At 28.1% G+C, this 13,021-nt stretch carries 17 protein-coding genes; 13 read left to right on the forward strand and 4 right to left on the reverse strand.

Annotated features, from left to right (window positions below):
• Position 1: 1 nt before the first annotated feature.
• Positions 2–493, forward strand: coding sequence for a chemotaxis protein CheW (locus CQA44_RS03090; protein WP_115545822.1), 492 nt, complete (start codon positions 2–4; stop codon positions 491–493).
• Positions 494–881: 388 nt separating this feature from the next.
• Here CQA44_RS03090 and CQA44_RS03095 read toward each other — a convergent pair whose 3' ends face one another.
• Together CQA44_RS03095 and ribE are read right to left on the reverse strand one after the other, a co-directional pair.
• Entirely contained in the window at positions 882–1,160 is a 279-nt protein-coding gene (locus tag CQA44_RS03095) for an EscU/YscU/HrcU family type III secretion system export apparatus switch protein (RefSeq protein WP_115545823.1), read from the reverse strand.
• The gene (ribE, locus tag CQA44_RS03100; protein ID WP_115545824.1) at positions 1,161–1,778 is read right to left on the reverse strand and encodes a riboflavin synthase; all 618 of its coding nucleotides are present in this window, start codon (positions 1,776–1,778) and stop codon (positions 1,161–1,163) included. It abuts the gene before it with no gap.
• 57 nt (positions 1,779–1,835) lie between these two features.
• Here ribE and CQA44_RS03105 point away from each other — a divergent pair, with 57 nt between their 5' ends.
• The 12 genes from CQA44_RS03105 to pseB all read left to right on the forward strand — a co-directional run bounded on the left by CQA44_RS03105 (position 1,836) and on the right by pseB (position 11,202).
• The gene (locus CQA44_RS03105; RefSeq protein WP_115545825.1) at positions 1,836–2,606 is read left to right on the forward strand and encodes a TatD family hydrolase; all 771 of its coding nucleotides are present in this window, start codon (positions 1,836–1,838) and stop codon (positions 2,604–2,606) included.
• An 81-nt stretch (positions 2,607–2,687) separates the two neighbouring features.
• Positions 2,688–3,809 carry a lytic transglycosylase domain-containing protein gene (locus CQA44_RS03110; RefSeq protein WP_258864884.1) on the forward strand — a complete coding sequence of 374 codons (1,122 nt, stop codon included), beginning with the start codon at positions 2,688–2,690 and terminating at the stop codon, positions 3,807–3,809.
• A 13-nt stretch (positions 3,810–3,822) separates the two neighbouring features.
• Entirely contained in the window at positions 3,823–4,794 is a 972-nt protein-coding gene (locus CQA44_RS03115) for a septal ring lytic transglycosylase RlpA family protein (RefSeq protein ID WP_408941375.1), read from the forward strand.
• An 8-nt stretch (positions 4,795–4,802) separates the two neighbouring features.
• A complete protein-coding gene (gene hisB / locus CQA44_RS03120) occupies positions 4,803–5,390 on the forward strand; it encodes an imidazoleglycerol-phosphate dehydratase HisB (RefSeq protein WP_115545826.1) in 588 nt (195 codons plus the stop codon).
• Between the two features lie 5 nt (positions 5,391–5,395).
• A complete protein-coding gene (locus CQA44_RS03125; RefSeq protein WP_115545827.1) occupies positions 5,396–5,902 on the forward strand; it encodes an HAD family hydrolase in 507 nt (168 codons plus the stop codon).
• Positions 5,874–6,416, forward strand: a complete 543-nt coding sequence (locus CQA44_RS03130; protein WP_115545828.1) for a hypothetical protein — start codon at positions 5,874–5,876, stop codon at positions 6,414–6,416. Before CQA44_RS03125 ends, CQA44_RS03130 begins: the two co-directional genes overlap by 29 nt.
• Before the next feature lie 3 nt (positions 6,417–6,419).
• On the forward strand, positions 6,420–6,893 hold the full coding sequence (locus CQA44_RS03135; protein WP_115545829.1) for an LptA/OstA family protein: 474 nt from the start codon (positions 6,420–6,422) through the stop codon (positions 6,891–6,893).
• Positions 6,880–7,539 carry a GTP-binding protein gene (locus tag CQA44_RS03140; RefSeq protein WP_115545830.1) on the forward strand — a complete coding sequence of 220 codons (660 nt, stop codon included), beginning with the start codon at positions 6,880–6,882 and terminating at the stop codon, positions 7,537–7,539. The genes CQA44_RS03135 and CQA44_RS03140 overlap by 14 nt, the downstream gene beginning before the upstream one ends.
• Positions 7,532–7,990, forward strand: a complete 459-nt coding sequence (locus tag CQA44_RS03145) for an N-acetyltransferase (protein WP_309544878.1) — start codon at positions 7,532–7,534, stop codon at positions 7,988–7,990. Before CQA44_RS03140 ends, CQA44_RS03145 begins: the two co-directional genes overlap by 8 nt.
• A 50-nt stretch (positions 7,991–8,040) precedes the next feature.
• Complete coding sequence (locus tag CQA44_RS12405; RefSeq protein ID WP_147289745.1) at positions 8,041–8,421, forward strand: hypothetical protein; 381 nt, start codon at positions 8,041–8,043, stop codon at positions 8,419–8,421.
• Positions 8,400–10,211 carry a penicillin-binding protein 2 gene (gene mrdA, locus CQA44_RS03150; protein WP_115545832.1) on the forward strand — a complete coding sequence of 604 codons (1,812 nt, stop codon included), beginning with the start codon at positions 8,400–8,402 and terminating at the stop codon, positions 10,209–10,211. The genes CQA44_RS12405 and mrdA overlap by 22 nt, the downstream gene beginning before the upstream one ends.
• Positions 10,204–11,202 carry a UDP-N-acetylglucosamine 4,6-dehydratase (inverting) gene (pseB, locus tag CQA44_RS03155; protein WP_115545833.1) on the forward strand — a complete coding sequence of 333 codons (999 nt, stop codon included), beginning with the start codon at positions 10,204–10,206 and terminating at the stop codon, positions 11,200–11,202. Before mrdA ends, pseB begins: the two co-directional genes overlap by 8 nt.
• 32 nt (positions 11,203–11,234) lie before the next feature.
• On the opposite strand, the gene CQA44_RS03160 is transcribed toward pseB, so the two are convergent.
• Positions 11,235–11,843, reverse strand: coding sequence for a tetratricopeptide repeat protein (locus tag CQA44_RS03160; protein WP_115545834.1), 609 nt, complete (start codon positions 11,841–11,843; stop codon positions 11,235–11,237).
• Positions 11,843–13,021 (reverse strand): tetrahydrodipicolinate N-succinyltransferase N-terminal domain-containing protein, encoded by a 1,179-nt coding sequence (locus CQA44_RS03165; protein ID WP_115545835.1) that lies wholly within the window; start codon positions 13,019–13,021, stop codon positions 11,843–11,845. The genes CQA44_RS03160 and CQA44_RS03165 overlap by 1 nt, the downstream gene beginning before the upstream one ends.

Genomic DNA, 13,021 nt, shown 5'->3' on the forward strand with positions numbered 1-13,021 from the left:
TATGAATGATGATAAACTAAAAGATTTATTTAAAACACAAACTAAAAAAGAAACAGAGAATGAGCCAGAGGATATATTACAAGTTGTTGGATTTTTAGTTGGTAGTGAAGAGTTTGCAGTGCCTATCTTAAGTATTCAAGAAATTGTAAAACCAATAGAATTTACCAGAGTCCCTGGAACTCCAAATTATGTATTGGGAGTATTTAATTTAAGGGGTAATGTATTTCCTCTTATTAATTTAAGGTTAAAGTTTGGATTACCTGAAATTAAACAAAACAAAGATACCAGATATATAGTTATTAAATATAATGATGAAGTAGCTGGATTTGTTATAGATAAATTGACTGAAGCTGTTAGAATTAAAGAAGCTGATATAGATCCTACACCTGAAACATTAAATGAAGAAGCAAATCTGATATATGGAATAGGAAAACAAAAAGATAGGTTAATTACCATTCTAAAAGTTGAATATTTACTAAAAAGGGCTTTTTAAAGTTTAAAATATATCAATAAAAACAAAAAGACTATAAATTTAATTTTGGAGGGGTTTATTTTATAATCTTCTAAAATAAAATTAAATATAGAACAAGACGTATAGGCTTAAAATCTACATCGTAAAAATGACACCATATATTTAACTTTAGATATATAAATTAGCTCTTCATTTTAACATTTACAAGTGTAATAACTCTTTAGGATAATTTTAGTATTCTAAAGCTTTTGTCTTTCGACTTTGAAAGTATAAAAAATAAATGTTAATTTTTTGTCAATAATTAATTTAGTTGACAAATATTTTAAAATTGTGCAATTTTAAAATATTAAATGCCTATTTATTTTTTATTTTTCAATATACTAAATTTATAAGATATTTTTAGATTAATCTAAAAATTATCTTTACTTAATTGTGCGTTAGTTTCATTATTATTAAGCCATATTAGTATTTTTGCGACAGCAAGGTAAGAATCTTCATTTATTTCTTCATTAATATCTAAATTGATTAAAGATTCTACTAATTCTTGATTTTGAAAAATTGGCACATTTAGTTCTTTTGCTTTTTGGACTAATAAAATTGCCATTTTTTTTCTACCACTAGCTATTATTTTTGGAGTTTGAATTTCTCCTCCATAAGCTAGTGCAACCGCTTTTTCTATATCTTTCATTTAATAATTCATTAGTATAGAATCTATATATTCCCATTTAGATTCTTTTTTAAAGTTTGATGTTTTAAGCATATGGTAAATACTTCTATTTAATATATCTGTTTCTATATTCACTCTTCTTTCTACTTTGTATGTATGAAATAGTGTTTCATAAAAGGTATGTGGGATAATTGTAAGTCTAAAAGTATCACTATTTACATCATTTATCGTTAAACTAATTCCATCAATAGCAATGCTTCCTTTTGGGACAATTAGTGGGTATTTACTAGAATCAAAAGATATAGTAAAGTCAAAACCATTTTGATTTTTTTGTATTTTTTTTATTATTCCTATGCAGTCAATATGACCTTGGACTATATGTCCATCAAGCTTATCACTAAGCTTTAGAGCTTCTTCTAAATGCACTTTACCATTTAGATTTTCTAATGCTATTAAATCTCTTGTTTCTTTGCTTAGAATTGCGTCAAATTCATAATTTTTATATTTAATTACAGTCACACATACGCCATTTACTGCAATGCTTGCACCAATCTTTGGTTTTAGTGAGCTTTTTATAGTGATTGTTTCACTGCTTAGTTTTTTAACTATTCCTATATTATTAATTACCCCGCTAAACATAAATTTAACCTTAAATAAATTTTGCTATTATTTTACTAAAAATTTAGGAGTTTATTCTTGTATATTGATACACATTGCCATTTAGATAGTGAAAAATATAATGATAATTTAGAAACTATCATTAATAACTCAATTAATTTAGGGTTGGAGAAAATAGTAATTCCCGGGGCAGATATAGCAGATTTAACAAAAGCTATAAAAATTTCAGAAAAATTTGATATGGTTTATTTTGCTGCTGGAATCCACCCAAATGAAATAAATTCTTTAAATAAAAATTCTATTGCTATGCTAAAAGATGCTTTGATGCATGAAAAATGTGTTGCAGTAGGCGAAATAGGATTAGATTATTATTATTTAGATAGCGATATTAATAATGCTAAAATGTTACAAGAGAGCGGTTTTAGACTTCAAATAGAGCTTGCAATAGAAAAAAACAAACCTATAATAATTCATACTAGAAACTCTAATGTTGATATAATAAGGATATTGAATAATTATGAATTTGAAAAGGGAATTATATTTCATTGTTTTGGAGGTGATATGGGTTTAGTAAATTCACTAAATTGCGACTTATATTATGGTATAGGCGGTATTATTAGTTTTAAGAATGCAAAAAAACTACAAAATAGCGTAAAAAATCTACCATTAAATTCTATTATTCTTGAAACTGATGCACCATATCTCGCCCCAGTTCCTCATAGAGGAGAAATAAATTCTCCAGAATATATACCAATAATTGCTTCTCACTTAGCCAATAACTTAGATTGCGATATTTCTGAAATTGCCTCTTTAAGCACACAAAATGCAAGTAGAGTGTTTGGATTTTAGGTTTATAGAATCTTGATAGATGTTTAAACATTTAAGAAAAAATAAGTATAATTAAGCAAAAATTAAAATTTAGGGGAATATTTGAAACTCAATTCTAAAAAGCCAATACTATGTTTTTTGTTATTAGGATTTTTATTTTCATATCTTAGTGCAGATTTTTATGATAATCAAAATGTATTTAATGCACAAAGTGTATTAAATACATTTGATATAGATACTTCATATCAAGCTGATCCCGCCCTTTTTACTCAACATTATGAAAAAACCATAGGTGATGATTGGGAGAAGTTTATAGAAAGCTATGATAAGGGTTATAATTATATTCCTATATTAAAGCAAATGTTAAATGATGCAGAAGTTCCACAAGAATTTTTATATCTAGCAATGGCAGAATCTAGATTTTCAACTAGGGCATATTCAGTTAAAAAAGCTGTTGGAATATGGCAAATTATGCCAGCCACTGCAAAAAGTTTAGGACTTAGAATAGATGATTTTATAGATGAAAGGAGAGATCCTATAAAATCCACTCAAGCTGCTATTAAATACTTAAAACAATTAAAAAGCATCACAGGAAAATGGTATTTAGCTGCTATGGCTTATAATTGCGGTATTGGTAGATTGCAACGTGCTATAAAAGAAGCAGGAAGCGATGATATTAGTGTTTTAATGAATAGCAGTAAAAATTATATTCCTATTGAAACACAGCATTATATTCGTATTATTTTATCTATGAATGTAGCTTTTAGTGATGTTAATACATTAAAAACCTTAGATAAAGAGTATTTTTTAAATCGTGGCACAACAACTACTTTAGCATCTGTTAAAGTTCCTTCAGGAACAGATTTTAATTCTATTGCAAAAAGTGCTGGTATTAGCATAGATGATTTAAAAAGCTATAATAGACAATTTAAATATAATTTTATTCCTCCAAATGGCGGAGAATATGATGTTTATTTACCTTATGAGTATTTATTAGCTTTTAAGACTAATTTTAAACCAAAGAAAGTAGATTTATCAAAGTTTTATATAGTTTATAAGGTTAAAAAAGGAGATAGCTTGTATAGCATATCAAGAAAGTATAGTATAAGTATAGAAACATTAAAAAACACCAATAATATAAAAAAGACACTTCTTTCAATTAATCAAAAATTAATAATTCCATTAAAACAAATTAATCAAAAATTAGCATATAAAGCTAAATAAAGGGGATTTAAATTTGTATAGAGTATTTTTAAATATATTCATATTAGTTTTTATGGTAGGTTGTGCTAGCACAAGTACATATCGTGGTGGTATAGGTGCTTACCAAGATTATGATGGATTTAGAGATTATTTAAACAGATTTTCAACAGATTCAGATGATAAAAGCAATTATTATGAAGATAATACATATAGCTCTAGTAGTTCTAGTAATCCTCAAAAAAAGGTAGAATCTAGTATTCCTCCACCTGAGAATATTAAACTAGGCGAAGCTAGAGATTCTGAGGCAATTCAGAGAGCTACAATGAAACCATATCAAATTAATGGTAAGTGGTATTATCCACAGAGTGTGAAAATTGGTCAAACTTATGATGGTATAGCTAGTTGGTATGGACCGAATTTCCACAATAAGAAGACTTCAAATGGTGAAATTTATAATATGAATCTACACACTGCGGCACATAAAACTCTTCCTATGAATACACTTGTAAAAGTCGTTAGTTTAGATACTAGTAAAAGCACTATTGTTAGGATAAATGATAGAGGTCCATTTGTAGAAGGTAGAATCATAGATTTATCAGCTGCTGCTGCAAAAGATATAGACATGGTAAAAACAGGAACAGCAAGGGTAAATATTGAAGTTATAGGATTTGGTGGCATAGTCTCTAATAATGTTGCAAGTAATTCTACAATAGTAAGAGATATGGTAAATTCAAGTGAATTTAAAGATGAATTTAAAACAGGTAAAGTAGATGAGGTAGTTGAAGGAGGTAATTTTGCTATACAAATTGGAGCATTTAGAAATAATAGTGGTGCAGAGACATTTAAAGGCACACATATATATGATGGATATAGCACTATTATAAAACAAAGCGAGTTAAATAATGCTCCTATTTTTAAGGTTTTTGTTAGTGGATTTAAAAGTGAAGATGAAGCTAGAGATTTTATAAAAGATAAAAATATTGATGGATTTTTAGTTAGAGAATAGGAAAGTTTATGAAAGCACTAAATAGAAAGACAAAAGAAACAGATATAAATGCAAGTTTAGAGCTGTATGGTAGCGGTAAAAATAGTATTGATACAGGAATTGGTTTTTTTAACCATATGTTAGAATCTTTTAGTAAGCATAGTTTGATTGATTTAGATATTAAGTGTATTGGTGATTTAGATGTTGATTATCATCATAGTGTAGAAGATTGCGGAATAGTTATTGGAAAACTTTTAAATGATAGCTTATATCCAGCAAAAAATATAGAGAGATTTGGTTTTTCTAGTATAGTTATGGATGAAGCTTGTGTAGAATGTTCAATTGATATTTCAAATAGGGCATTTTTGGTGTTTGATATTCCATTGATTGATAAAATAGGTATTAATAAGGTTGGCAGCTTTGATTGTGAATTAGTAGAAGAATTCTTTAAAGCATTAACAAGTAACGCTGCTTTAAGTATGCACATAGTTTATAAAAGAGGAAAAAACTCTCATCATATAATAGAGGCTTGTTTTAAGAGCTTTGCCATAGCATTAAGGAATGCTTTAAAGATTAATGAAAGAATAACAATACCTTCTACAAAAGGAGTTGTATAAGTTATATGATAGAGCTTTTATGTATTGATATTGACGGAACTATGACGAATGGCAATCTTTATTATGGCATAAAAGATTCTAATATTTTTGAAACTATCAAAGTTTTTAATGTAAAAGATGGATTAGGGCTTGCTTACTGGAAACATATAGGTCGTAAAGTTGCAATTATTACAGGAAGAAAAAGTGAGATTTTACGAGCTAGATGTGAAGAGTTAAAAATAGATTTCATTTTTATGGGTGTAGAAGATAAGGGGACTTGTGTTAGGAAATTAAAAAATGATTTGGGTTTAGATTCTATTGCTTGTGCCTCTATTGGTGATGATATGAATGATATTGCTATGTTTAAAGAAACCTCTCTTAGTTTTGCTCCAAATGATTGTGCTAATGCTGTTAGAAATATTGTAAATATTGTTTTAAGTAAGAATGGGGGGAGTGGTGTAGTGCGTGAAATGATAGAAATTATTTTAAAGAAAGAAGGTTTATATGAGAAGTTTATTGAATATTGGCAATAGTATCTCATTATTTTTTATTCTACTTTTAATTTCAAGCATAGTCATTATATTTTCATTTGATAAGAATGTAATATATCCTTATTCTAATAAAAACTCTATTCCAAAGATTGAGATTAGTAATTTTATTGCATATGAAATAGGTAGTAAGAGCTTAATTTCAAAATTATCTGGTAAGAATGCAAAGCAGTTTGATGATTTTGAAGAAATCACAGATGTTGAATTTTATAGAAACGATAATAACAGTTTTGATGTCCTTAAAGCTCATAGTGCTATTAAAAAAGATAATATTGTTTATTTTAATAATGGTGTTAATAATAAAAGAAATGGATATGATTTATATAGTAAAGTTGCAATTTATCACATAGATAAGAAATTATTAGAAGGCAAAGATGATTTTAGTATTAAAAGTGATTTTGAAAATGTAATTGGTAAGAATCTTTATTATGACTATAAAAATGGCATTACAAAAGCAAATAATATTAAGGCTATATTAAAGCCAAAGATAAAAGAGTGATAAATGAAAACTTTATTGTTATTAATTATGTTATTTACCTTAAATGCTAGTGATGATATTCTTGAGGTTAGTGCATTAAATTTTTTATCAGATGAAAAAAAAGGTATTGTTGAGTTAAATACAAATGTTGAGATTAAGAAAGGTAAAGATGAGCTTTATGCTCCAAAAGTAATAATAAATATTGATAAAAATCGCAAGCCAATCAAATATTCAGCTTATGGTGGGGTAGATTTTTTGGTAGTTACAAAGGATAATAGGCATTTGAAAGGAAGTGCAGATGAAGTTTATTATAATACTTTAAATGGAGAATATAAATTAGTTGGCAATGGAAAGGTAAAAGAGGATAATAAGATTAATTTAGTTGTTGGAGAGGAAATTATAATAAATAATGATATTGGGTATGTAAATATTACAGGGACAGATAATAAACCTGCAAAAGTAATATTTCAAATGGAGAAAAAAGATGATAAAAAATGAAATTAGTGTTTTAGATTCTCATTTTTTATTATCAATAGATTCTTTTATACAAGCTCCAGCTGTGCTATATACAGAGATTGCAATTCTTGGAAGAAGCAATGTTGGTAAATCTAGTTTAATTAATGCTTTATTGAATAATAAAAATCTAGCTAAAAGTTCATCTACACCCGGAAAGACGAAACTAATAAATTTTTTTCTTTCAAGATGGAGAGTAAAAAGCATAAAGTCTTTAGAAACTACAATAGATTCTACAATGCAACCTGTATGTAGTAATTTTGATTTAAGAATTATTGATTTTCCTGGATTTGGCTATGCAAAGGTTAGTAAAGAGCAAAAAAAAATATGGGATAAGAATCTAAGCTATTTTTTAAAAAAAAGAGATTCTATTAAGCTTTATATTCATCTAATAGATAGCAGACATATTAACTTAGAAATTGATAATAAGATTAGGGAGTTTTTAAAAAGTATTTCAATGAATGATAGCTTTATTTTAGAGGTTTTTACAAAAATAGATAAATTAAATAGAAAAGAATTTTTAGAATTAAAAAATGCAAATAGAATTTGTGTTTCAAATATCGACAAGAAAAGTATTTCTAATTTAAGAGAAAAAATATTAAATATTCTTTATGGAGTTGAATTTGTATAAGATTTGTAAGCCAAGTTTGGGTGATGTAGCAATTATGAGAAGTCTAATTTTACCAGAGGTTCAAAGTGGTATTATCTTAGATAGAAGTGAAGATGAGATGGCAAGTGCTATTCGCTCTTATACTATAATGAAAGATTCTAGTGATATTATAGCATTTAGTGCCCTTCATATCCATTCTATAAAATTAGGTGAGGTTAGATCTCTTATTGTTAAAGAAAGCCATAGAAGAAAGGGAATTGCTACAATGTTGATAGAATATTTGTTAGAAGAAGCTAGTAATCTTGGATTAAAGAGGATTCTAACACTTACTTATAAAAGGGAAGTTTTTGAAAAAATAGGTTTTGTAGAGATTGCTAAGGAAGCAATTCCTGATCATAAAATTTGGGCAGATTGTATTAAATGCACACGTTTTCCTATATGCGACGAAATAGCTCTTATCAAAGATTTGTAGATACTATTCTCTTTCTACTATTTTTGCTAATTTATGATGCACTAAGTAGCATGTATATATCCTTGCCGCCTTTATTTGGGATATTATTTTTATCATTTGTAAAGTTTTTTAGAAAAAAAATGTATTATTCACTTATTGCCTTTATTTTAATGCTTTGCATTATGGAATCCACAAAAGGTTTTTATCCAGGGATTTTGTTGGTAGTGTATTGTTTTGTTTATATATTTGTATTTAATAGGGTTGTTAAGATGTTTAAATATGTGAATATTTTTGAAATATTTTATATTCCTATAATTTATTTTATGTTCATATTGATTAACTCATTTATTGAAATTAATGAAAATATACTTTTTTTCACACCTATGGTATTGTTATATATCTTTATTGAAACTATTATTTTGGTTATTAGATGGATATTAGGTATAAAATAGTTTTATCATTTATTGGCATAATATTTTTAGTAATTATTACTAGATTTTATTACTTATCAATAATTTCTTATGATTATTATTCAAAATTAGCGATTAATAATATTATCAGAACAGAGATGCTTATTCCTGCAAGAGGACAGATTTTAGATAGAAATAATAAGCCTTTAGCAGTAAATAAATTAGGATATTCAATTGCACTTAGCCCATATCTTGGACGAAAAAAGAATCTCCCTTTGCTTGATAAAGAATTAAATCGCATAGTTCATTATTTTCCTAGCTTTAGTGTAGATGATTTAAAAGAGATTTATTTAAAACAATATTCCCCTTATAATCATAACTACATTACTATAATTAAATTTATTCCTTATGAAGATATACTTAAGAGCTATACTATTCTTATGCAAAGTGAATATATAAAGATAAATAACACTACTAAGAGATATTATCCAAATGATAGCGTGGCTTCTCATGTTATAGGTTATATTGGAGCAGCAAACCAGCAAGATATATTTAAAAATGAAACTGCAAGATATATAGGATTAGTAGGAAAAACAGGCATAGAGAAATACTATAATAATTTCTTACAAGGTGAACTTGGGTATATTAAAACAAAGGTAGATGTTTTAAATCAAGCTGTTGAAGTGCTAGATGAAACTACTGCAAATAAGCGATATGATATGAATCTATCGCTTGATATTGATTTACAAAAGCATCTTGATAATGAGTTTAAGAATAAATCAGGAGTAGCCATTGTAATGGATGCTAATTACGGGGATATAATCGCTGCAGGAAGCTATCCAGAGTATAATTTAAATTATTTTGTAGATGGTATGACAAATGAGCAATGGGATAACATTAAAAATGATTTAAATAATCCTCTTTTAAATAAAATGATAAATGGGACATACCCACCGGGTAGTGTTATTAAAATGGGGCTTGGAGTCTCATTTTTAGAATATGGCGATATTGATGAACATACAGTTATTGAAACCCCACCTTTTGTTGAAATAGGGGGAGTTAAATTTAGAGATTGGACTTCATTAGGTCACGGAAGTTCAGATTTAATAAAGGCTATAAAACGAAGTGTAGATGTATATTTTTACCGATTAAGCTATAAGATTGGTATTGAAAATATGGCAAAGACGCTTAAAGCAATGGGTTTTGGGGAGATAACAGGAGTTGATCTACCAAATGAATCAAATGGAGTTTTACCAACACCATATTGGAAATTAGGAACTAGAGGCGAGCCTTGGACAATAGGAGATACTATTAATGCCTCCATTGGACAGGGCTTATTTTTATCTACTCCTATGCAAATTGCTAGATATACAGCACTTATTGCTACATCAAAGCTTCCTACTCCACATTTTGCAAAACGTTTAGGAAATGATGATGCTATTTTTAAACCACAAGATACATTAAATGATTTTCAAAAATCTAAGCTTCCTGCGGTTAGGCTAGGAATGTATCAAGTTTGTAATAGTATTGATGGAACAGCACATAATGCTACTAGAGATTCTCTAATTCCTCTTGCTTGTAAAACAGGAACAGCACAAGTAGTTGGAATTCCTAAAGATATTATAAGAAGAATTCCAGAAAGAGAAATGGATTATTATCACAGGTCTCACGCGTGGATTACAGCATATCTTCCATACAAGAATCCAAAATATGTAATAACTATTTTAGTAGAACACGGAGGTGGTGCATCTAGTGCTACAGGACCAATCCTCGTTTCCATAGCAAATAAGATGCATGAATTAGGCTACTTTAAAAAGGATAGTAATGAATAATGAAATTGATAATAAAACTATATTAATTACGGGTGGAACAGGTAGTTTTGGTAAAGAATTTATAAATACTCTATTAAAGGACTATAGTCCTAAAAAAATTATAGTTTATAGCAGAGATGAACTTAAGCAATACGAAATGTCCCTAATTTTTAATGATAAAAAAATGCGCTATTTTATAGGAGATGTTAGAGATAAAAATAGATTAAGAAGTGCATTAAATGGAGTTGATATTTGTATTCACGCAGCTGCTTTAAAGCATGTTCCAATAGCAGAGTATAATCCAATGGAATGTATTAAGACAAACATTAATGGTGCAAGTAATGTAATAGATGCGTGTTTGTATAATAAGGTTAGCAAGATTATTGCACTTAGTACTGATAAAGCTGCAAATCCAATTAATCTCTATGGTGCCACTAAACTTTGCTCTGATAAGCTTTTTATAAGTGTAAATAATATAAAGGGTGCTTTAAACTCAAGTTTTAGCGTGGTTAGATATGGGAATGTTTTAGGGAGTAGGGGTAGTGTTGTCCCATTTTTTAGGGATTTAGCAAAAAATAATGCAGAATTTATTCCAATCACTGATGAAAGAATGACTAGATTTTTTATTACTTTAAAGCAAGGAGTTAATTTTGTCATAAAATCATTACATAGAATGTATGGTGGAGAGATTTTTGTTCCAAAGATACCAAGTATTAGAATTATTGATCTTGCTAATGCTATTGCCCCAAATATTCCTCACAAAATAGTAGGAATTCGTGCTGGAGAGAAGTTAAATGAAGTTATGATACCAAAAGACGATGCACATCTTTGTGTTGAATTTGATGATTTTTATTTATTAAAACCAACAATTAACTTTAATACCCCCATTGATTATTCAAAAACCCCTTTAGGAGAAAAAGGGGTTAGTGTAGAGAGTGATTTTGAATATAGTAGCCATACAAATACAAAATGGCTTAAAAATGATGATATTTTAGAGTTATTAAATATATAAGATTGTATGAAAAAAGATAATATCAAATGTTTTTAGTCACAAAATGAATTATTAATATTACAGGCTTTCTGTAAATATTTATCACCTTCTTTATCATTTATTTCTATTCCTAATCCACCATAATACATAGTAGCTACATTCATACAATCATTAGCATTGGATTTATTACAAGATTTAATATATAAATCTAGAGCTTCTTTAAATAACCTATTGGCTTTGTTTTTATCACTATCTACACCATAGCCATAGTTATATGAAACAGCTAGATTCATACAACCTTCAGCGTTATTATTATTGCAAGCAATATCAAATAGATTATTTGCTTCGTCAAATTTTTCTTTTTCTATATATATTACTCCTAGATTCACACAGCCAAGATTATATTTTAAATCACATGCTTTTTGATAATAAAACATAGCTTTTTTAATATCAATATCTACTCCAAATCCAGATTCATATATGTATCCAATAGAACCACAGGCTTTAGCCCCACCATTTTTGCAAGTTTCCCTTAAAAATATAAATGTTTTTTTGCAGTTTTTATCATTACCATTATTACAGCTATTAATGTCTAAATTATTAGATGCTGCAACCATACCTACAGTATTTACTATATTAAATATTATATAGCCAATAAACATTAATGCAGGTCTCTATTTAGTTCAATTTTAACCTTACTTCTAAATGCAGTCATTTTACCACTTTTAGAATCTTGTCTAAAATGGATACCATTTTTACCTGATAGTTCTCTTCCTTTATATAAACAATTTTCTTTTAACTCAAACTCATTATTAATTTCTTTTATTTTTTGTGCCTCATCTTTTGAGATATAAAATACTGTTCCAGCGAGGACAGCTATGCCTCCATCTACTATACATCCATCTCCTAAGCTTATTCCTGTTGAGCTATTTACACCAAGTAAGCAATTTTCCCCAATAGAAATAGGGCTTGAGTTGCCTCCGCTTAATACGCCCAATATGCTAGCTCCACCTCCTATATCTGTTCCGTTTCCAACAATTACTGATGATGAAATTCTTCCTTCATTCATGCACACCCCTTGAACTCCAGCATTAAAATTTACATAGCTAGCACCGGGCATTTGTGTATATCCACCATCACCTAAGTATGCTCCAAAGCGAGTTTTAGCAGAATCCAACAATCTAATATTGTCATATTGTGGAATAACTTGCATTAAATATCTAGGAAACTTATCTACAAAATCTATTGCAGGGTAGTTTCCATTAAGCTTTAGTTCAATTTCATTTTCTCTTAAATAGCTTAGTTCATAAGGTGTATTTCCACTCCAAGCAACATTTTCTAATAAGCCAAAAATGCCATCTAAAACTAGACTTCTTAATTTTGCCTTACCTAAAGATAGTGCTAATAGTTTCATATAACTAGTCTCAACACTTTGACATTTATTATCTTCATAAATAATTACGAATCTAAATGGTGATTTTTCACAATCTAGATTTTTGATTTTTTGTAATGATAAAAGAATTTGAATGTTTTTATGGCTTTGTTTATCATTCAGTGCTTCATTTAAAAAAGGCTCAAATAATGTTATAGCACTTGAGATAAATTTGCTATCTACTCTATATATTGCCTCACTTTGATTTTCTGAAATTAATTTTTTAGCTACATTGCAAAAAACTGCATAAGATCCTAGATTTTCTCCATTCCAATTAATAATGGGGTATGTTGCTTGTAAAACTTTATTATCTGCTCCTAAATCTACTCTACAAATTCCAAAGCCAAGAGGTTTTTTATACTTTTTATTTTCATTTTCTATAAAATTTTTGAATTCATCTTTTGTCAT

The sequence above is a fragment of the Helicobacter sp. MIT 14-3879 genome, from assembly GCF_003364125.1.

What these genes read in the sequence shown, in the direction of transcription:
- CQA44_RS12405 (WP_147289745.1), top strand. Translation starts at nt 8,041, where the DNA reads ATGTATATATCCTTGCCGCCTTTATTTGGGATATTATTTTTATCATTT.
- CQA44_RS03130 (WP_115545828.1), top strand. Translation starts at nt 5,874, where the DNA reads ATGAGAAGTTTATTGAATATTGGCAATAGTATCTCATTATTTTTTATT.
- CQA44_RS03095 (WP_115545823.1), bottom strand. Translation starts at nt 1,160, where the DNA reads ATGAAAGATATAGAAAAAGCGGTTGCACTAGCTTATGGAGGAGAAATT.
- CQA44_RS03160 (WP_115545834.1), bottom strand. Translation starts at nt 11,843, where the DNA reads ATGTTTATTGGCTATATAATATTTAATATAGTAAATACTGTAGGTATG.
- hisB (WP_115545826.1), top strand. Translation starts at nt 4,803, where the DNA reads ATGAAAGCACTAAATAGAAAGACAAAAGAAACAGATATAAATGCAAGT.
- CQA44_RS03090 (WP_115545822.1), top strand. Translation starts at nt 2, where the DNA reads ATGAATGATGATAAACTAAAAGATTTATTTAAAACACAAACTAAAAAA.
- mrdA (WP_115545832.1), top strand. Translation starts at nt 8,400, where the DNA reads ATGGATATTAGGTATAAAATAGTTTTATCATTTATTGGCATAATATTT.
- CQA44_RS03140 (WP_115545830.1), top strand. Translation starts at nt 6,880, where the DNA reads ATGATAAAAAATGAAATTAGTGTTTTAGATTCTCATTTTTTATTATCA.
- pseB (WP_115545833.1), top strand. Translation starts at nt 10,204, where the DNA reads ATGAATAATGAAATTGATAATAAAACTATATTAATTACGGGTGGAACA.
- CQA44_RS03125 (WP_115545827.1), top strand. Translation starts at nt 5,396, where the DNA reads ATGATAGAGCTTTTATGTATTGATATTGACGGAACTATGACGAATGGC.
- ribE (WP_115545824.1), bottom strand. Translation starts at nt 1,778, where the DNA reads ATGTTTAGCGGGGTAATTAATAATATAGGAATAGTTAAAAAACTAAGC.
- CQA44_RS03135 (WP_115545829.1), top strand. Translation starts at nt 6,420, where the DNA reads ATGAAAACTTTATTGTTATTAATTATGTTATTTACCTTAAATGCTAGT.
- CQA44_RS03165 (WP_115545835.1), bottom strand. Translation starts at nt 13,021, where the DNA reads ATGACAAAAGATGAATTCAAAAATTTTATAGAAAATGAAAATAAAAAG.